Raw genomic sequence first — 19,859 nt, 5'->3', positions numbered from 1 at the left:
TGCCTTTTAATGCTAAATCAGGTTATCATGTGATAATTGTGAAAAAGTATTTTAAAGAAAAATAATTCGAAATATAAAGTGATATTAGAATGCTATTAAAATAATATTAGAAGTATAAGATCTATGTTATTACGCGCATTGTAAGTCATAAGTTTTTTATTAATGAAATGTTATTGACCCCTATTATAGCCTAAAACGGCTTTTACAGCCTTTGTTCGTTGTCTTTTTACAGTTAATTTTACGAATCTCGCCCCTGTAACCGATTCCGGTAACTGAGGGCGGTACACCAAAACGATCGCTTTCCGTGAAACATGGAAACTTGTCCTTTTTTAAATCTTCATATTATTTTGAAGCCTGATGAAGTTGTTGGTTAGATTTCTATTCTCCTTTTGTTGTCTTTTACTGGGCGTGCATGCGTACACCACCCAGGAGAGTAGGAATGACCTCCCTAAAAATTTCTACACTCTGTCGGCCGAAGATGTGGCCAACCTGCAGGAGAATCAGGCATATGTAAGTCAAAGGCGTTCCACCGGCGACCGGCGGGTATATGATGAGTCGGCCGAAAAGGAAGAAGAAAGCGACGACGACGACGATGATGATGATGAAACAAGATCTTCCAAAAGGCACACCGGCACAGGCAGTAGTTACATTACCTCTTATTCCTCTCCTGAAACAGAAGGCGCCCTCTATTTAAGTAATTTTCCCTCCTGCGAGCATTTATCATATTTCTCTTCTTCCAAATTTATTATTCATTGTGTTTTCAGGATATGACCCCGTATTCTGTATTGTATCTCCATTAGCACATTAGCCCATTATCACATTAGCATATTGTTCGTTGCTTGCCTGCATAGCATATAGCTATCGTAGTTAGGTATGCTATGCACCCCGGTGAAATTTTTATCAGGCAAATCTGAATCAAGAACCCATAAATATTATGAAAAGAATCGTCATGCTTACAGGCTTGTGCGCCTTGTTGGGCTTTGCAAGCTGTAAATCAACAGAAGAAGAAAAAAAGGAAGAAACCACCAAACTTCTTGTGACCAGTCCATTGAAAATGGACACAACTGTTACCAAAGAATACGTATGCCAGATCCGCTCCATTCGCAACATTGAAGTGAAGGCGCAGGAAAAAGGTTATCTCGAACGCGTGTATGTTGACGAAGGCCAGTTTGTAAAGGCCGGACAATTGTTATTCAAGATCATGCCTACCCTGTACCAGGCCGAACTGGAAAAGGCAGATGCGGAAGCGCAGGCGGCTGATATTGAAGTGCAGAACACCCAGTCGCTGGCCGACAGGAACGTTGTTTCTAAAAACGAACTGGCGCTGGCTAGTGCCAAAGCAAAAAAAGCAAAAGCAGAACTGGCGTTGGCTAAAACACACCTGGCATTTACCGATATCAGGGCGCCTTTCGATGGCATTGTAGATCAGTTGCATTTAAAACAGGGAAGCCTGGTTGAAGAAGGCGAACTGCTCACCAGTCTTTCAGACAATAGCCAAATGTGGGTTTATTTCAATGTATCGGAGCCCGAATACCTGAATTACCAAACACACCTGAAGCCAAAAGAAAAAATGAAAGTGGAGTTGTTGATGGCCAATAAAGAGGTATTCAAACATCCCGGTTATGTTGAGACCATCGAGGCCGAGTTCAACAATGAAACAGGTAATATCGCCTTCAGGGCCACCTTCCCCAATCATGAAGGCTTGTTGCGTCATGGCGAAACCGGTAGCATTTTGATGAAAGAGCAATTGAAAAATGCCATCATCATTCCGCAAAAAGCGACACTGGAGATCATGGATAAAAAATATGTGTACATAGTGAATAAAGACAATGTGGTGAAGTTAACGCCCATCACTATCGCAGCTGAGATCCCCGATTTATTTATAATCAAAGATGGAGTTACCGACGGCGATAAAATATTGCTGGAAGGCATTCGCAAGGTACAGGATGGTAATAAGATAAGCTTTGAATATGAGGAGCCTGCAAAGGTATTATCTCATTTGAAGCTGGAATCGGAATAAAGCAGGTAACCAGTTACCAGGTACCTGTGGCCGGGGCTCAAATTAATTTCAGGTTGATTATAGTCGGGCATTCCGCATTAAGGGCCCGGCAACCGGCAACCGGTAACCAGTAACAGGCTGTTGAAAATATTGACCATTCACCAAAAGAAAGAACATGTTTAATATATTTATGAAGAGGCCGGTCTTTGCGATCGTGCTATCCCTGGTCATTGTTTTTATGGGGATACTGGCCATTAATACACTTCCAACATCTCAGTTCCCTTCCATTGCGCCACCACGGGTAATCGTTAGTGTGGCGTACCCCGGGGCCAGTGCCGATGTGTTGGTAAAATCTGTACTCATTCCCATGGAAAAAGCCATAAACGGTGTGCCTGGAATGAAGTACATGACCTCAGATGCAACCAGCGCCGGTGAGGCAAACGTACAGGTAGTATTTGACCTGGGAACCGATCCTAATGCTGCGGTGGTGAACGTAAAGAACCGTATTGAGCAGGTAACAAACCGCCTGCCCGTACTGGTACAACGTGAAGGTATTATCGTTAACCTGTTACAGCCAAACATGTTGATGTATGTTAACGTATTTAGTACCGACAAACACGCCGATGAAAATTTTCTATACAACTTTACCAACGTAAATATCTTACGTGAGCTAAGCCGCGTAAAAGGTATTGGTAGTGCGCAGATCCTCGGTAGCCGCCAGTACGCCATGCGTATTTGGCTGAAACCCGATCGTATGCGTGCGTATAATGTTTCAACCGATGAGGTGATGGAAGCATTGGGTGAGCAAAGTATCATCGGTTCGCCCGGAAGGTTAGGTAGAAGTGATGGTAAAAGATCGGAAGCGCTGGAATATGTATTAACCTATCAGGGCCGGTATAACCAGCCTGATCAATATAAGAATGTGATCATTCGCGCCAACCCCGAAGGGGAGATCCTGTACCTGAAAGATATTGCAGACGTTGAATTGGGAAGCGAATTTTACGACATCTATTCAAATCTCAATGGGCACCCATCTGCGGCCGTTGTATTGAAACAAACCTATGGCAGTAATGCCCAGGATGTAATTAAGGCCATAAAGGAAAAACTGAATGAGCTGAAGAAAGAGTCCTTCCCGCCGGGAATGGATTACGAGATCGACTACGACGTTTCGAACTTCCTCGATGCCTCTATTGAAAAAGTGTTGCATACGCTTGGTGAGGCCTTCGTACTGGTGGCTATTGTGGTGTTCATATTCCTGGGCGACTGGCGTTCTACACTTATTCCCACACTGGCGGTACCTGTATCGCTTATTGGTTCGTTCTTCTTTATGCAATTGTTTGGGTTGAACATCAACCTTATTACATTGTTTGCATTGGTGTTGGCCATTGGTATTGTGGTAGATAACGCCATTGTGGTAATTGAAGCCGTGCACGCCAAAATGGAAGAAACGCATATGTCGCCATACAATGCAACCAAACAGGTATTGCATGAGATCAGTGGCGCTATCGTAGCTATCACTTTTGTAATGGCGGCGGTGTTTATTCCGGTGGCGTTTATGAGCGGCCCTGTGGGTATCTTCTATCGCCAGTTCGCTATTACTATGGCTACAGCTATCGTGCTATCGGGTGTGGTGGCGTTAACGCTTACACCGGTATTGTGCGCCATGTTATTGAAGAACAATCACGGCAAGCCAAGAAGGAAAACGCCTATCAATATGTTCCTCGACTGGTTCAACCGTGGGTTTGAAAAACTCACTGGCCATTACGCTAAGTTCATGGATAAGATCGTGAGCCGCCGTCTGGTGACCTTTGTATTATTAGGTGCGTTTTGTTTTGGCATCTTCGGTTTGGGCAGAACATTGCCTACCGGTTTCATTCCCAGCGAAGACCAGGGTATGATCTACGCCATCATTCAAACCCCGCCCGGTTCTACATTGGAAAGAACCAATGACCTGGCTAAACGCGTACAGGAAATTGCTGAACACATAGATGGCATTCAGTCTGTATCGGCGCTGGCAGGTTATGAGGTGTTAACGGAAGGCCGTGGTTCCAATGCCGGTACCTGTATCATCAGTTTGAAAGATTGGGCCAAACGTAAACACAACGTAACACAGATCATAGAGGAGCTGGAAGAAAAATGTAAAGAAATACCCGGTGCTACCATCGAGTTCTTCGGTCCGCCGGCTGTACCCGGTTATGGTGCCGCGGGTGGTTTTGCCCTGCGTTTGCTCGATAAAACCAACAGCGATAACTACCTCGATATGGAAAAGGTGAACGACGACTTTATGGCCGCGCTCGCTAAACGTAAAGAGCTTACAGGTTTATTCACCTTCTTCAGCGCCAACTATCCACAATACGAATTACAGATCGATAACAAGGCTGCTATGCAAAAAGGCGTATCTATTGGTAAAGCTATGGATAACCTGTCGATATTGATTGGTAGCTCGTATGAGTTAGGTTTCATTCGCTTTGGTAACTTCTTAAAAGTATTCGTGCAGTCATCGCCTGAATACCGCGCGTTGCCCGATGACCTGTTGAAACTATATGTAAAGAACAAACGCGATGAAATGGTGCCTTACTCGGCGTTTATGTCAATCAAAAAGAGCCATGGGTTGAACGAGATCACGCGGTACAATATGTACAACTCATCGGCCATCAGAGGTGAGCCGGCTAAAGGGTACAGTAGCGGTGAGGCCATCAAGATCATTCAGGAAGTGGCCGATAAAACCTTACCTCGTGGTTATGGTATCGACTGGGAAGGTTTATCAAAAGATGAATCGGCGCGTGGTAATGAAGCAGTGATCATTTTCGGTATCGTGTTGATGTTCGTGTATTTGATCCTGGCGGCGCAGTACGAAAGCTTTATTCTACCGTTATCGGTTATCCTTTCGCTACCTGCGGGTGTGTTTGGTTCGTTCCTGTTAATTAAGGTAATGGGACTGGCCAACGACATTTACGCCCAGGTAGGTTTGATCATGCTGGTGGGTTTGTTGGGTAAGAATGCGGTGTTGATCGTAGAGTTTGCTGCGCAAAAACACCGTGCAGGTATGACCGTTTACCGGGCCGCCATGGAAGGCGCCAAAACACGTTTCCGTCCTATCATCATGACGTCACTGGCATTTATAGCCGGGTTAATACCACTGGTAATTGCAACAGGCCCGGGCGCCATTGGCAACCGTACCATTGGTTCATCGTCATTGGGTGGTATGTTGATAGGTACTGTTGGCGGTGTTATTGTTATTCCCGGACTGTATTATGTATTCGCTAAACTGGCATCAAAACGCAAGCTCATCAGGGGCGAAGATGAAAATCCATTAACAGAAGAAATCGATCACAATGTTTAAAAACACATTCTTTAAATATGTAGGTATTGGGTGCATTTGCCTGGCATATGCAGCCTGTAAAACGCCTGTGCTTACTGGTAGAACGGAAAACAAAACGGTACCTGCGAGTTTCAATAACTCGCAGGATACCGTTAATACCGCCGCTATAAAATGGCAGGCTTATTTTACCGATCCTAACCTGGTAGCGCTTATCGATACGGCGTTAAAGAATAACCAGGAGTTGAACATCACCTTACAGGAAATTGAGATCACTAAGAACGAAGTAACTGCCCGCAAAGGGGAGTACCTGCCGTTTGTTGGTGTAAAAGCCGGTGCTGGTGTTGAAAAAGTGGGTAGGTACACAAGCCAGGGTGCAGGTGATGCTACTACCGAAATTAAGCCCGGTAAAGAAATGCCCGATCCGCTTGGTGATTTCTTAATAGGCGTGTACGCCAACTGGGAAATTGATATTTGGCACAAACTGCGCAATGCGAAAAAAGCGGCGGTTGCCAGGTACCTGTCTACGGTAGAAGGCCGTAATTTTGTGATCACCAACCTGATCGCAGAGATCGCCAATTCGTATTTTGAATTGCTGGCGCTCGATAATCAGCTGGAGATCGTAAAAAAGAACATCGATATTCAAAGCAATGCATTAGAGATCGTAAAGATCCAGAAAGACGCTGCCCGGGTAACTGAACTGGCTGTACGCAAATTCGAAGCAGAAGTGCTTAATACAAAAAGCCTGCAGTACAACATACAGCAGCAGATAGTTGAAACCGAGAACCGCATCAATTTTCTGCTGGGCAGGTTTCCACAACCCATTCCGCGCAATGCACAGTCATTGGATAATAACGTAATGCCTGAAAATTTACAAACAGGTATTCCTTCACAGTTATTGGCTAACCGGCCCGATATCCGTAAGGCAGAGTTGGAACTGGCGGCTGCGAAGCTGGATGTACAGGTAGCAAAAGCACAGTTCTATCCTTCATTGGGCATTTCAGCTGGTGTAGGTTATAATGCGTTTAGCCCTACCTATTTATTCCATACGCCAGAGTCTGTGTTGTATTCACTGGCCGGTGAACTGATGGCGCCATTGATAAACAGGAATGCGATAAAAGCCACCTATTCAAACGCCAATGCAAAACAAATACAGGCGGTGTATAATTACGAGCGTACTATCGTAAATGCCTATGTTGAAGTGGCCAATCAGGTAGCAAAGATCGATAACCTGCAAAAGAGCTATGAACTGAAATCGAAACAGGTAGATGCGTTGACGCAATCGATCACTATTTCGAATGATCTGTTCCGTAATGCACGTGCAGATTATATGGAAGTGCTGTTGACACAGCGCGATGCCCTGGAATCGAAATTTGAGTTAATAGAAACCAGAATGGCCCAAATGAAAGCCAAGGTGAATATTTACCAGGCGCTGGGTGGGGGATGGAAATGATAATGTGATAATTAGCTAAGGTGATAATTTAAATTCAGCTTCACGATATATAAGAGAGTTTAGAGTAAAGTAGAAGGCCCCGGGCAAACCCGGGGCCTTTATTTGCGGAAATAATTCAATCCTTATTTATTTTCTTTATGCCATACCTCTGTTAGATTTACAGAAAATCCCAGTTGCATTTGGGTAAAAGCCTCTGTAGGTTGCTTTAGGTTGATATATTGGTTGTAGCGAAAAAATATTTTATTTCCGGGCTCTCTTTTACCATAATACATTAAGGAAACACTTGGCCTTAGCCATAATTCCCAGTCTCTATTGCTTATCTGCGCATTGTGTTTAACTGAAATAAATGACAAAGGGGAGGAAATGGTGATAGCAAAATTATGGTGGCGGTCAAAGGTAACGGATGGCTCTATAAAGAATTGATTTTGGGTAACAGTTTTAAAGATTGTGTCAATCACCTGCCCGCCTTTTTGAAGGGTATCATATACTCTGGAGCCAAGGACATTATACCCCAAATTCAATTGAATATTGTTGAATAAAACGGTAGGACTGGGATGAGCAAACCCCTTAATTAAATTAGCTTTTATTCCTACAGAATATATTGCTCGTTGAAAAAGATCTTTACGGTTTATACTATCTTTATTATAAAGGCGGCTTCCTTTAAAGTCATTATCAAATTTTGATAAACCACCCTGAAAAGCTATGTAATTAAAAAGAACCCAAGATGAATTTTTAATATTCTTTGTTTGAGTAATAAACTTGGCATCTGCATTGAACTGCGCCAGGCCATTGGGGTCGCCACTTAATCCCTTGATATCTGTAAATCCGGCAATGTTAAAATAAGTGTTTATTGAAGTTGATTCTCTGATTAAATAAACACTATCCTGCCCAGTGGGAAGTAGTTTTATCTCAAAATCACCATACGCTACGTCTTTATATGATCTTATTACATTATAATTAATTACATCATCCAGATAGATAAACTGATATTGTCCCTGCGGCTTATACTTTTGATTTTCCCGTTGTAGTCTTCCCCTGAATTTATCGATGAATACTTCTCCGATATGGAGCAGAGGTATAATGTTATTTTTATTTCTGAAAATTCCATCTGCTGTTCTAACAATTATTTCTTGTATTATACCTTCTTTAACTGTAATATTCACCTCTTTTATCTTGTACCTTACACTAGTTGTATCTTTTTTACTTGCATGATAGATAGGGACAGAATCTTGTATGGAAATGGTTGAAATAACTTCGAGAGAATCCAGTTGTTTGGAGATAAGAGCTTGTCGTTGAGCAATGAGTGTGTTTTCTTTTTTCTGAACTGAATCTGCCACATGCTGAAGAGAATCCTTTTTTCTTATTTTCTGTTCAATTTCAGCATTTAAAATTAGTATCGTTGAATCCTTATTTTGTTTGATTTTTTCTTTTTCATTTGTTATTGACGTCAATTCTTTATTGAGATTTTTAAGTGACTGGCTTTTTAACTCTTGTTGATCAATTGCGTCATTCAGTTTTTCATATTCTTCACGAAGCTTTTTATTATCATCTTCTGTTTTTATATTATTGGCAATTAACTTTTTAATCTCTGATTTTAGCTGCTCTACTTTTTGTGTAGAAATTTCTAGTTGTTTATTTGCCTCTTTTATTGATGAGTCTTTTATATTAAGTTCATGTGTTTTTTTTAGTATAGAAGAGTCGTATTTCGCTATCTCATTTTTCAAAGAATCATGTTGTGCGTTCAACTTGGTAAATAGACAGAGCATTACTGTCAGGGGCAGCAAATATTTCATATAGCAGTTTGTTATTATGCAAAATAACAAATGTTGAGAATCCCTTAGACCCGTTAAATCACCCTATTTTATTGACCCAATGTTGATTAATATGGCTACTCCTTCACCCTTACATACTTCTCAATATTATACCGGTTAACGCCGGTTGCTTCCACTTTCTCCACTCCCTGTTGTATAAGCGTATCGTTGTTGATACGAATGGTGAACTCGAATTTATTGTTCTCCCAATTGCGGTCACTACAATATTCCAGGTGCTCGGTATAAGTGCTGTCTTTAAGTGTGTATGTTCCACCGCCGGTTGAATAAAAGGCATTGGCTGAATCTTTTCCTTTATTAAGATCGTGGCCTAAAAATGAAAAGTGCGTGTCGTTGATGATCTTGATAAACTTTTTATCCTTGGTGTAGTCGGTAACGGTAGTGTCGTTCTTTTCAATAAGTGTTCCGGTAAGCAATTGCCAGGTGCCGGTTATAGGCGATAAGGGTTTTTGGGTATTGCAGGCAGCAAAAATGGAAATAACAGGCAGGCATCGATAGATCGGTCTCATGTGGCTTGGTTTAGTTAAAGGTTAAAAATAACAAAAACCGGTCAACTGTAATTGGTACAGGCATATTAGGCATAATATTTTCTATTATCTGACGAAGGTATTAATCCACCCATTAATGAAAATAATTATGAGTCTGCAAATAAAGCTCCTTATTGCCATCTTATTTATCAGCATACATTCCTTTTCTCAGAAAAAAGCCGATTCAGTTGAATATGTTTATAAATATCCTTTTAAAGAGGGGTATATAATCCATGAGGGAAAGGGTACTTCACAGCAGTCCATCCCGTTTGTTTCTATTTACTCTAAAGCGAACGACGTTTTTGCACTGGCGGAAGGTAAAGTAGAAAGGGTTTTCAGACTGGTAGATGAAGACCTTGTGCTGATAAGGAAAGGCGACACCACTTTTCAATATAGCAACCTGGACAGTACCAATGTGCAGGTTGGTAAAACGGTACGAAAAGGTGACTTAATTGGGAAAGTAAAAAAAGATGCTGATCAGCGTAGATATGAACTTGTTTTTGGAGTGGTAGCAGGTACAAGGAGAATGGTTTCTCCAGACTATGCCAAATTCTTAAAAAAATATAATAATTAACGAGCGGGTATTTCATAATAAAACCGGCTGCCCTCCCAATGAAGGCAGCCGGTTTTATTTAGATGTATTTGCATGGAATAACAATTGTATTAGTGACCCCAATCAAGTGATGTGTAAAAGCTAAAGCGTATGAATTGGTGGGAAAACACTTTATTAGGGAATACGATCTTACAGTGGTTAGTTGCCCTGGGAATTATAATAGTTTCCTGGGCGGTAATACGGGGCGCCAAACACGTATTTTTAACAAGATTTAAAAGATTTTCAACCCATACCCGTACTACGCTCGATGATTTTATTGTTCAATTATCTGAAGGCGCACTGATACCGGCGTTATACCTGGGAGCATTATATGCAGGTGTAAATTATTTAACGTTAACTCCCAAGGTTGACAAATTGTTGCATGTGGCCGTGATGGTGGTGGTTACTTTTATTATTATCAAAACCATTACCTCGGCCTTAAACTATCTTATCAATAATGCCCTTGGTAACGATGCCGCGGATATTGAAAAAAAGAAACAGGCCCGCGGTATCATCATCATTGTAAACATTGTTCTATGGATCCTGGCGCTGGTATTCCTGATCAATAATCTCGGTTATAATATTACTTCTGTTGTTACCGGACTGGGTATTGGCGGTGTGGCCATTGCATTGGCATCGCAAACCGTTCTGGGCGACCTCTTCAACTATTTTGTTATTTTCTTTGATAAACCTTTTGAAGTAGGGGATTTTATTATAGTAGACGATAAAATGGGTTCTATAGAATATATCGGTGTAAAAAGCACTCGAATAAGAACGCTGAGCGGCGAGCAGTTGATATGTTCCAATACCAACCTGGTAAATGCCCGTATACATAATTACAAACGCATGGAAAACCGGCGGGTGGTATTTACATTAGGTGTGGTCTATACCACATCGCCCGAAAAGGTGCAACGGATACCTGTGCTGATAAAAGATATTATTATTTCACAAAAAGATACCCGTTTCGATCGGGCTCACTTTTCTGCGTTCGGACAGTTCAGTCTCACCTTTGAAGTAGTATATTACATTTTAAGCGCCGATTACAATTTATATATGGACCGGCAGCAGGCCATTTATCTGTCAATATTAAACGCTTTTAAAAGAGAAGGTATTCAATTCGCATTGCCAACCCAAACCCTGCAAATTAGTAATGGAATAAGTCCATTTACCGGTGTTGAGGCAAAAAGTTAAAAAACAATGCCTAGTATGTAGAATCCTTTCCCCTTAATAGTCTGTTTTAATGTAGCCAAAAAGTAGTAACAGGCTTATACAAGTGGCCAATACACTTAGCAGCATCATGTTACGGGCATGTTTGCGGCTGTTAGGAGAATACATTTTTACAATTGTACCATTTTTGAGTGTCTTTTGGGATTGGTGAACAACCAGCCCGGCAAAAAAGCCGGCAATACCAAGATAAAAGAAAGCTGCTCCAAGTATACTTACTATGTATCCGAGAGCGATCCATATTGTTTCCAGTTTATATGGAACAAACGTATCGGTATTGGTAACAGGGGTGAGAACTTTGTCTGGCGTTATTTGCGCTAAAAGCGACATTGCCACCTGCAGGTCATAGGCATTATAGCCCGCTGGTTCATTAATGATCTCCTGCAGGTCTTCTGTTGTATAGGATTGCATCAGGTGCTCAAAGCCCGGTTTCTGCATATCGGCTTTGGCTTGTTCGGCCAGTAAATTATTTACTTCAGTAAAATGTGCGGTAGGTATTTGCAACGCAAACATCGGGTCAATAGATTCGCCGATATATACTTTGTCGAGTTGATTCACTTCATGCTCAAGTTTGTAAGGAATATTGCGCGGTTGCAAGATCTCTATTAAAAACTGAGCATCATCAGGCGAGTAAAACTTAAGGTAAGTGCCATATTGTGACATAGGAAACAGGGTATTGACGCAAGATATGGTAAAATTGCGTAGATGGCAACTAAGTGGAAATACTGGATTGATAAAAATAACCGGCCAGTTATGTAACTTTATGAAAACGACTGCTCATATGATAAAGGCCATCATTTTTGACCTGGATAATACCATTTATCCGGTTCCACAAATTGGTACCAAACTATTCGCTCCATTATTTGAATTGATAGAAATGGAAGGGGATCACAGCCGTGATCTGGAAAAGATCAAAGATGAAATTATGCGCACACCCTTTCAAAAAGTAGCAAAAGACCATCATTTCAGCGAAGAGTTAACCAGCAAATGCATCAACATTTTAAAAGAGCTGGCATATACCGGCGCTATTGAACCGTTTGCCGACTTTGAGGTTGTACGTGGTTTACCGGTTGATAAATTTTTAGTGACTACCGGCTTTACAAAAATGCAGCAAAGCAAAGTTGACAGGCTTGAGCTGGCAAAGGATTTCAAAGAGATTCATATCATTGACCCTACAACAAGTAAAAAAGGAAAGAAAGATGTCTTTGCCGATATCATTCAGCGGTATGAGTATGATAAAGAAGATGTGATAGTTGTAGGTGATGATGTAAACTCAGAAATAAAAGCCGCCCACGAACTAGGCGTAGAAGCAGTGTGGTACGATAAATACAACCGGTATGAAGCGAAGGAAGGTGTTAAAAAGATTGCTGATTACCGTAAGTTGGTAGAGAGATTATTAGTATACTGAAAGTAACCATCAGTTTTCTGATGGTTACTTTTCAGAAGTAAATTAAAAATCAGCTTCAAAGCCATGGCCGTTCTTACCATAAAAGATAAGCCATTTGGCGGCTGAGTATATAACATGAATATGAAATTCGATAGTGTCCCAGTTTTCCGGCGGAAAGCGTTGATCTTTTAAATAAGTGGCATTATGTTCGGTAGCAAGTTTTTCTGCAACCGCCATTAATTGTTGGCCATACTTCAACGTATCATCGGCCATTTTGGAAACATAGGCTTCTTCATACAATTCTTTACCGAGAAGGTCTTCGCAACTATCAAGGAATTTCCCTCTGAACACGTTCTCATCCTGCCCCATGGCCATATAAACGGGTACGCCATCTTCTTCTTTAGCCAGTAGAATAACGTAGTATCCTTTCATTCCTTCAACAAATTCTTCAAGAGAAACATCTTTCTCGCTTTCTTCATATTGAGCTTTTATCCAATCATCGGCTTCTTTATCCCTGCCTACAAGCGGCGCTTTAATGGTTTCATAAGTAGGGATCTGTATGCTGAACCATTCTTCGCGTAATGCTTCTTTGTTATCAGGTTTTGTTGGCCCGGTTAAAAGGCTGTAAAGTTCATTGAACCTGTCTTCATAGCCAGGTTTGGGTTTGCCCATAGGGCGCCAGTCTAATCCCATGCATGTTTTTATTAGGGTTTGAAAATAGTGCGTGGTAAATATAGGAATGGTGTTGCTGAATTGCAAGAGGTGTGACAATGTTACCCGAATAGGCGAGGGGCCACTTTGAACTGTCAAGGGATGCTTGACAGTTGCGGACCAATGTGCAAAAATTGCACATTGCAAATTACAACCGTTCACCATTATGCATTTTTTGCATAATGCAATTACTATTTAGCAACTTTTCTTGCTTAAGCATCTTAGATTTTGATTTATATCAATCGGTATCGGCTAGTACATATGGTTATTAAAGTTGTTTTGATAGTATACAATAACCATTAAAAATTCCTTATGACCGAAAAACAGAATGTTGAGTATAAGATCTCCTGGCGCGATGAGTTTCTTAAATGGATCTGCGGTTTTGCTAATGCGCAGGGCGGAACGATGATAATTGGAGCAAACGACAACGGCGATATTGCTGGCTTGCCAGATGCAGCAAAGCTGTTGGAGGATATTCCCAATAAAGCAAAAGATGTTTTAGGAATAATAGTAGATGTGAACTTGCAAACGGAAAGCGGGAAGAATTACCTTGAAGTAAAAGTAGAACCATATCCCACACCCATCAGTTACAAAGGCCAATATCATTATAGAAGCGGCAGTACAAAACAAGAGCTTAAGGGCGCCGCTTTAGACAGGTTTCTGTTAAAGAAGCAAGGCAAGCGATGGGATGGGGTGCCATATCCCAAAGTGACAGTAGCAGATTTAAGTGACCATGCATTTACACTTTTCAGGAAGAAGTCAGTCGCAAGCAAACGGCTGCCAATAGAAGAAGTGTCTGTAAGCAATGCTGTGTTGTTAGAAAAGCTTAGGTTGATGGAAGGTACTTATTTAAAGCGGGCGGCTTTGCTGTTGTTTCATCCTGATCCCGAAGCCTTTTTTACAGGCGCCTTTATAAAAGTAGGTTTTTTTGAAACGCATGCCGACCTTTTATACCATGATACTGTACATGGTAATCTGTTTGAGCAGGTAGATAAGACCATAGATCTGATCTTTACTAAATACATGAAAGCTCTGATTAGTTATGAAATGATTCAACGTGTTGAAACTTATCCTTTCCCCAGAGAGGCTGTCAGAGAAGCCGTGTTAAATGCAGTAATTCATAAAGATTATGGATGCGGCATACCAATTCAGATCAGTATTTATGAAGACCAGGTATATATCTGGAGTCAGGGCCAACTACCCGACAATTATACGATGCAGGACTTACTTAATAAACACGCTTCGCAACCTTATAATCCTGATATTGCCAATACTTTTTTCAGGGCTGGGTATATCGAATCATGGGGAAGGGGACTGGTGAAAATAAGAACTGAATGTACCGACGCTGGTTTACCTGAGCCTACATTTACCTTTAACAGTCATGGGTTAATGGTGCATTTTAGAGGAAAGGCGGATGCGTCGGAGAAAACGTCGGGAGAATGTCGGGAAAACGTCGGGGAAACGTCGGGAGAACGTCGGGAAGGCGTCGACATGTCGGGAGAACGTCGGGAAAACGTCGGGAGAACGTCGGGAAAAATTCTGGAATTGATAAAGGGTAACCCAGAAATCACAATCCCAGAATTGGCTTCTAACGTTGGTGTTTCTGAACGCTCAATTGAAAGAAACATTCAAAAACTTCAGGAAGAAAACTTGTTAATAAGGATTGGTGCCAATAAAGGAGGCCGGTGGGAAGTACTGGAATAAACGCAGTCGCAATATCATATAACACTCAAAAGGGGCCTTTCGCCCCTTTTTTGTTTACCTTCGCCCTCCACCTTGAATATCCAGAATGGCGTTACTTAATTTATTCGATTTCAAACAAAAAGTAAACTACAAAACAGAGGTGCTGGCCGGGCTCACCGTTGCCATGACCATGATCCCCGAATCATTGTCATTTGCAATACTGGCGGGTTTGTCGCCATTGACCGGTTTATACGCCGCCTTCCTGATGGGATTGATCACCGCCGTTTTAGGTGGCCGGCCCGCCATGGTATCTGGCGGCGCAGGCGCTACCGTTGTTGTGTTGATCGCATTGATGAAATCACATGGCGTTGAATATGTATTTGCCGCCGTTGCATTGGCTGGCCTGCTGCAAATAGCGGTGGGTATATTCAAGCTGGCCAAATTCATTCGTTTGGTGCCACAATCAGTAATGTATGGTTTTGTAAACGGCCTGGCTGTGATCATCTTCATGGCCCAGATAAAACAATTCACTATTACAACCGACGCAGGAACTTCTTTACTCAGCGGCCCTGCATTATGGACCATGCTCGGCCTGGTAATCTTAACAGTTTTGATCGTTATTGCTTTTCCAAAAATTACGAAAGCAGTGCCTGCTTCATTGGTAGCCATCATTGTAGTGTTCCTGGTTGTATTAGGGTTTAATATTGAAACCAAAACAGTAAAAGACATTGCATCTATCAGTGGCAGCTTACCGCCATTCCATATTCCCATAGTGCCGTTTACTTTAGATACTTTAAAAGTGATCTTTCCTTATTCATTGGTAATGGCTGGGGTGGGGCTTATTGAAAGTTTGTTAACCCTCAATATTGTTGATGAAGTAACCGGTACAAGAGGTCGCGGCAATAAGGAATGTATGGCGCAGGGAACCGCTAATGTTGTCAATGGTTTTTTCACCGGTATGGGCGGTTGCGCCATGATCGCACAATCATTCGTGAACTTATCAGCGGGTTCAAGGGCACGACTGTCGGGTATTATTGCTGCCATTACAATTCTGATAGTAATATTATTCGGTGCTCCCATCATTGAACGGGTGCCTATGGCTGCACTGGTGGGCGTCATGATCATGGTGGCCATAGGTACTTTTGAGTGGACAAGCCTGCGCATCATTAATAAAATGCCGCGTCCCGATATAATAGTGGGAATACTGGTGGCTGTTATTACAGTATGGTTACATAACCTGGCATTGGCAGTGTTGATTGGGGTAATTATCTCTGCATTGGTATTTGCCTGGGAAAGCGCCAAAAGAATACGGGCACGTAAATATGTTGATGAGAATGGTGTGAAACATTATGAAATATATGGTCCCTTGTTCTTTGGGTCTGTAACAACTTTCTTAGAAAAGTTCGATGTACAGAATGACCCGGCAGAAGTGATCATCGATTTTAAAGAAAGCCGCATAACCGATATGAGCGCTATTGAAGCATTGAATAAATTAACCGATCGTTATGATAAAGCAGGTAAGAAATTACTCCTGCGACACCTAAGCGCCGATTGCCGCGCGTTGATAAAAAATGCTGAGTCGGTTATTGATGTAAATGTTATTGAAGATCCGGAGTACAAGGTGATGGCGGATTAAATAATAAAGACGTATATAAAAAAGCGGTTATGCAGTAATGTATAGCCGCTTTTTTATTGCCCGCGCTTACCAATAAATTATCATTTTTTCACCTATTCACACCCAGCATAAAAAAATATAACCTGTTACCGGCTGCATTAAAGTGTGTTAGTGAATTGAGGGTGAAAGTACTTAGTGTTTTTCCTAAATAACTGTAATTATCATGAGTTATTTTCATTAAATTCAGTCAGGATCAAAAACCATAAACTAAAGTCACATGAGAAAAAAACTTCCCGTTTTTTTACTGGCCATGCTATGCGCATTCGTCAGTAAATCCCAAACCTTAACCCTCTCCGGAAGGGTATTAGACGAAAAAGGAGCGCCTGTTCCTTATGCTTCCATTGTTCTTAAAGGAAAAACAAAAGCCGGTACTACAACTGACCCCGATGGTAAGTTCACCATCACGGCTGCTATGGGCAATGTACTTATAGTATCTGCTGTCAATTACGCTCCCCATGAATTAATAATAGGCCGGGCTACTACACTTGAAATTAAACTTGCTCCTGCAAAAGCCGATCTGTCGGAAGTGGTGGTAACGGCCATGGGAATTAAACGTACCGAACGCGCATTAGGTTATGCGGTATCGAAAGTTGATCCCAGTACCATGCTTCAAAAATCTGAACCCAATATTCTCAACACCCTTGCTGGTAAAGTACCCGGTGTTGATATCAGGGCCGGTCAGGGTGCGCCGGGTGCGGCTTCACGTATTCAAATAAGAGGGGTTGCTTCTTTCAGTGGTGCAGAACCTTTGATCGTAGTGGACGGTGTACCTTATAGCAATCCGCTGGTGAATACGTCAAATCCTTTTACTGGTGGCGGTACCTATGGTTCCGGTTTAAATAATATCGACCCTAATGATATTGAATCTATCAGTGTGCTGAAAGGCGCTGCTGCGGCCTCGTTATATGGTTCACGGGCGGCCAATGGAGTATTGTTGATCACTACCAAGTCGGGCAATCCCAAAAAAGGCGCTAAACCATTAACGGTTACTTATCGTGGTGGCTATAGTGTAGAAAAAGTTGCTGATATTCCCGAGTTTCAAAATCTCTATGGTGCCGGCGCAAACTTCAGAACACAGGCGAGCAATGGTAGCTGGGGCGCCAAATTTGGAAAAGGTGTTATCTACGATGCCGGCGGTCAAATTATTGGTAAATCAGCATCGGGCATCGATTCTATTCCCGCAACTACCTGGGCAAGTATGTTTGCTGCCTATCCCGAACTGTTTCCCAATGGCAGGTTGGCATATAAGGCAGTTCCGGATAACGTTTCTTCCATGTTCAATACGGGTAACCTGATGGAGCATTCGGTTGGACTTAGCGGTGGCGAAGGAAAATCATTATTCAATCTTACCCTGTCGCAGGTTAATCAAAAAGGTTATATCACCAATTCAAGCTACAGAAAAAGTAATGTGAGTGTTGGCGGACAAACGGCTGTTGGTAACCTTACTATAGGCGCCAACGCATCGTATGCGCGGTCGAAACAGGTGGGCGGATTTATTGGCGCGGCGCAAAGCTTTTTATCGCAATGGGGTAGAACATATACCATGGCCCGCAACTGGGATATTACAGGCTGGCCCTCAGAAAACAAAGCAGGCGCACAAATTGGTTTTAACGACGGACAGTATACGAACCCCGTATGGGGCGCTTATCACAACGTGATCACTTCTTTCGAAGACCGTTTAGTAGCAAACGTCAGGGCTTCTTATAAATTCAATAACTGGTTCCGTGTTGATTTTAATGCCGGTGTAAATAATTATGCATTGTACCGCGACCAGGTGATTGACAAATCATCATACGGAAGCGCCGATAATGCATTAGGCACCATTACCGAAGTAGTGGACAGGCAACAGGAACTGCAAGGTAAACTGGTGGCAGTGATCAGTCCGAAAGTGATGAAAGATTTTAGTCTCGATATTACCCTCGGGGGCGATGTGAACGAACGTAACAGCCGTCACCAACAGGTATACGGTGTTGATTTTGTAATACCCGGTTTGTATAGTTTGAACAATACGCGCCGGCAAACATTCAGCGCCGACGGTGATTACAGGACCAAAAGACGCCTGGTGGGCTTTTTCGGCGATGCGAGTTTGGGATATAAGAACTTTGCATTCGTAAACCTTACGGGAAGAACCGACCTTACCTCCACGCTTCCGTATAAGAATGCACAATATTTTTACCCCGGTATTTCCGGTTCCGTTGTTTGGTCAGAAGCGTTCAATCTTAAATCGCACTGGTTCAATTATGGAAAGGTGCGTGCCGGTTATGCACGCGTGGGTAACGATGCGGGGCCACACAATGGCGAACCTATCTTTAATTTAAATGCTGCAGGTTTTCTTGGTCAGCCCTTTGCTACAAGAGGTGGCAGTTGGTACGATCCCGAGCTTACACCTGAGTTTACTACTGAACTGGAATTGGGCACCGAAATGCGTTTCCTGAACCAGCGATTGGGTTTTGAAGTTACCTGGTACGATAAAAAAAGTACTGATCTTATATATGCTATCACGCTGCCGCAAACAACCGGTTATAGTAATTTCTATACCAATCTGGGTGAGATCAGAAACACGGGTTGGGAAATTGCACTGGATGTAAGCCCCGTTGTTACCAACAACCTGCGCTGGGATGTACGCGGCATTTATACAAAGAACAAGAACACGGTAGAGAAACTGATTGAAGGATTAACCCGCAGCCAGCTGGGTGGTTATAACTGGATAGAAGCCGGTTTCCCCTATGGCTATTTACGCGGTTCAAAAAGCGCGCGTTCGGAAGATGGTCAATTGTTGATCAACCCAACTTCGGGTATGCCTTTCGTTGATCCCAACGATCAGATGGTGGGCAACCCCAACGCCGATTATAAGCTCGGTATAACCAATACGCTTACATACAAGGGCTTTACATTGAATGTGCTGTTTGATATGACAAAGGGTGGACATTTTTATTCTGAAACAATCAGTAGCATGTTGGGAAGAGGTGTTACAAGAGATACAGAGGATAGAGAGAAGAATGCCGTTATCACTGGTATCTATGGTAATTCTACACCGGTAACAGGGGCCGATGGCCTCAACCACTATGTGCCATTGCTGGTGAATGGTAAAACAGTGCCCAACCAAACAAAGGTTACTACTAATGATCTTTTCTTTACTGCGGGTACCGGCGCCAGCTTCGCTACCAACGGCGCTTTTGAATATGCGGTGTTCGACGGTACTGTATACAGGCTGCGGGAAATAAGTTTGGGTTATACACTGCCTGCAAGTTGGGCCGGTGCGCTTAAATTATCGGCTGTTACGCTTTCTGTAAACGGACGCAATCTTTGGTACCTGGCGCCCAATCTGCCTAAGTATACAAACTTCGACCCCGATATCACTTCGGTTGTTGGTGCAGGTACACAAGGTGTTGAAACCGGTGGAGCACCAAGCACAAAACGATATGGCGTTAATCTGAACATCACTTTCTAATATGTTTAC

14 protein-coding genes are annotated in these 19,859 nt (G+C 42.4%); 10 read left to right on the top strand and 4 right to left on the bottom strand.

The genetic code is table 11. From position 1 onward, the window contains the following. The first annotated feature begins 357 nt into the window (after positions 1–357). The 4 genes from GGD38_RS08715 (at position 358) to GGD38_RS08700 (ending at position 6,771) form a co-directional block, all read left to right on the top strand. A complete protein-coding gene (locus GGD38_RS08715; RefSeq protein WP_375298389.1) occupies positions 358–771 on the top strand; it encodes a hypothetical protein in 414 nt (137 codons plus the stop codon). A 163-nt stretch (positions 772–934) separates the two neighbouring features. After that, on the top strand, positions 935–2,020 hold the full coding sequence (locus GGD38_RS08710; protein ID WP_375298390.1) for an efflux RND transporter periplasmic adaptor subunit: 1,086 nt from the start codon (positions 935–937) through the stop codon (positions 2,018–2,020). Between the two features lie 154 nt (positions 2,021–2,174). Beyond that, on the top strand, positions 2,175–5,342 hold the full coding sequence (locus GGD38_RS08705) for an efflux RND transporter permease subunit (protein ID WP_375298391.1): 3,168 nt from the start codon (positions 2,175–2,177) through the stop codon (positions 5,340–5,342). After that, complete coding sequence (locus tag GGD38_RS08700) at positions 5,335–6,771, top strand: TolC family protein (RefSeq protein ID WP_375298392.1); 1,437 nt, start codon at positions 5,335–5,337, stop codon at positions 6,769–6,771. Before GGD38_RS08705 ends, GGD38_RS08700 begins: the two co-directional genes overlap by 8 nt. 122 nt (positions 6,772–6,893) lie before the next feature. Here GGD38_RS08700 and GGD38_RS08695 read toward each other — a convergent pair whose 3' ends face one another. Both GGD38_RS08695 and GGD38_RS08690 read right to left on the bottom strand, forming a co-directional pair. After that, on the bottom strand, positions 6,894–8,564 hold the full coding sequence (locus tag GGD38_RS08695) for a coiled-coil domain-containing protein (RefSeq protein WP_375298393.1): 1,671 nt from the start codon (positions 8,562–8,564) through the stop codon (positions 6,894–6,896). Between the two features lie 95 nt (positions 8,565–8,659). Next, positions 8,660–9,109: a hypothetical protein gene (locus GGD38_RS08690; RefSeq protein ID WP_375298394.1), complete on the bottom strand. Its 450-nt coding sequence runs from the start codon at positions 9,107–9,109 to the stop codon at positions 8,660–8,662. Positions 9,110–9,224: 115 nt separating this feature from the next. On the opposite strand from GGD38_RS08690, the gene GGD38_RS08685 reads away from it, so the two are divergent. Both GGD38_RS08685 and GGD38_RS08680 read left to right on the top strand, forming a co-directional pair. After that, entirely contained in the window at positions 9,225–9,701 is a 477-nt protein-coding gene (locus tag GGD38_RS08685) for a M23 family metallopeptidase (protein ID WP_375298395.1), read from the top strand. Between the two features lie 129 nt (positions 9,702–9,830). Continuing rightward, the gene (locus tag GGD38_RS08680) at positions 9,831–10,910 is read left to right on the top strand and encodes a mechanosensitive ion channel family protein (protein WP_375298396.1); all 1,080 of its coding nucleotides are present in this window, start codon (positions 9,831–9,833) and stop codon (positions 10,908–10,910) included. Positions 10,911–10,943: 33 nt separating this feature from the next. On the opposite strand, the gene GGD38_RS08675 is transcribed toward GGD38_RS08680, so the two are convergent. Continuing rightward, positions 10,944–11,606: a hypothetical protein gene (locus GGD38_RS08675; RefSeq protein WP_375298397.1), complete on the bottom strand. Its 663-nt coding sequence runs from the start codon at positions 11,604–11,606 to the stop codon at positions 10,944–10,946. 100 nt (positions 11,607–11,706) lie between these two features. Between GGD38_RS08675 and GGD38_RS08670 the strand changes: the two genes are divergently transcribed. Continuing rightward, a complete protein-coding gene (locus GGD38_RS08670) occupies positions 11,707–12,351 on the top strand; it encodes an HAD family hydrolase (protein WP_375298398.1) in 645 nt (214 codons plus the stop codon). 42 nt (positions 12,352–12,393) lie between these two features. Here the strand turns inward: GGD38_RS08670 and GGD38_RS08665 are convergent, their stop codons facing one another. Then, on the bottom strand, positions 12,394–13,023 hold the full coding sequence (locus GGD38_RS08665) for a hypothetical protein (protein ID WP_375298399.1): 630 nt from the start codon (positions 13,021–13,023) through the stop codon (positions 12,394–12,396). 330 nt (positions 13,024–13,353) lie between these two features. On the opposite strand from GGD38_RS08665, the gene GGD38_RS08660 reads away from it, so the two are divergent. The 3 genes from GGD38_RS08660 to GGD38_RS08650 all read left to right on the top strand — a co-directional run bounded on the left by GGD38_RS08660 (position 13,354) and on the right by GGD38_RS08650 (position 19,850). After that, on the top strand, positions 13,354–14,745 hold the full coding sequence (locus GGD38_RS08660) for an ATP-binding protein (protein ID WP_375298400.1): 1,392 nt from the start codon (positions 13,354–13,356) through the stop codon (positions 14,743–14,745). Between the two features lie 85 nt (positions 14,746–14,830). Beyond that, positions 14,831–16,360 (top strand): SulP family inorganic anion transporter, encoded by a 1,530-nt coding sequence (locus GGD38_RS08655; protein ID WP_375298401.1) that lies wholly within the window; start codon positions 14,831–14,833, stop codon positions 16,358–16,360. Positions 16,361–16,616: 256 nt separating this feature from the next. Continuing rightward, on the top strand, positions 16,617–19,850 hold the full coding sequence (locus GGD38_RS08650) for a SusC/RagA family TonB-linked outer membrane protein (RefSeq protein ID WP_375298402.1): 3,234 nt from the start codon (positions 16,617–16,619) through the stop codon (positions 19,848–19,850). The last annotated feature ends 9 nt before the right edge of the window (positions 19,851–19,859 follow it).

This window comes from Niastella sp. OAS944 (genome assembly GCA_024809215.1).
In the GTDB taxonomy this organism is placed as follows: Bacteria; Bacteroidota; Bacteroidia; order Chitinophagales; family Chitinophagaceae; genus Niastella.
Note: the sequence above shows the minus strand (reverse complement) of the source record. Positions and strands in the feature narration are given on the sequence as shown.

What these genes read in the sequence shown, in the direction of transcription:
- GGD38_RS08715 (WP_375298389.1), top strand. Translation starts at nt 358, where the DNA reads ATGAAGTTGTTGGTTAGATTTCTATTCTCCTTTTGTTGTCTTTTACTG.
- GGD38_RS08710 (WP_375298390.1), top strand. Translation starts at nt 935, where the DNA reads ATGAAAAGAATCGTCATGCTTACAGGCTTGTGCGCCTTGTTGGGCTTT.
- GGD38_RS08705 (WP_375298391.1), top strand. Translation starts at nt 2,175, where the DNA reads ATGTTTAATATATTTATGAAGAGGCCGGTCTTTGCGATCGTGCTATCC.
- GGD38_RS08700 (WP_375298392.1), top strand. Translation starts at nt 5,335, where the DNA reads ATGTTTAAAAACACATTCTTTAAATATGTAGGTATTGGGTGCATTTGC.
- GGD38_RS08695 (WP_375298393.1), bottom strand. Translation starts at nt 8,564, where the DNA reads ATGAAATATTTGCTGCCCCTGACAGTAATGCTCTGTCTATTTACCAAG.
- GGD38_RS08690 (WP_375298394.1), bottom strand. Translation starts at nt 9,109, where the DNA reads ATGAGACCGATCTATCGATGCCTGCCTGTTATTTCCATTTTTGCTGCC.
- GGD38_RS08685 (WP_375298395.1), top strand. Translation starts at nt 9,225, where the DNA reads ATGAAAATAATTATGAGTCTGCAAATAAAGCTCCTTATTGCCATCTTA.
- GGD38_RS08680 (WP_375298396.1), top strand. Translation starts at nt 9,831, where the DNA reads ATGAATTGGTGGGAAAACACTTTATTAGGGAATACGATCTTACAGTGG.
- GGD38_RS08675 (WP_375298397.1), bottom strand. Translation starts at nt 11,606, where the DNA reads ATGTCACAATATGGCACTTACCTTAAGTTTTACTCGCCTGATGATGCT.
- GGD38_RS08670 (WP_375298398.1), top strand. Translation starts at nt 11,707, where the DNA reads ATGAAAACGACTGCTCATATGATAAAGGCCATCATTTTTGACCTGGAT.
- GGD38_RS08665 (WP_375298399.1), bottom strand. Translation starts at nt 13,023, where the DNA reads ATGGGATTAGACTGGCGCCCTATGGGCAAACCCAAACCTGGCTATGAA.
- GGD38_RS08660 (WP_375298400.1), top strand. Translation starts at nt 13,354, where the DNA reads ATGACCGAAAAACAGAATGTTGAGTATAAGATCTCCTGGCGCGATGAG.
- GGD38_RS08655 (WP_375298401.1), top strand. Translation starts at nt 14,831, where the DNA reads ATGGCGTTACTTAATTTATTCGATTTCAAACAAAAAGTAAACTACAAA.
- GGD38_RS08650 (WP_375298402.1), top strand. Translation starts at nt 16,617, where the DNA reads ATGAGAAAAAAACTTCCCGTTTTTTTACTGGCCATGCTATGCGCATTC.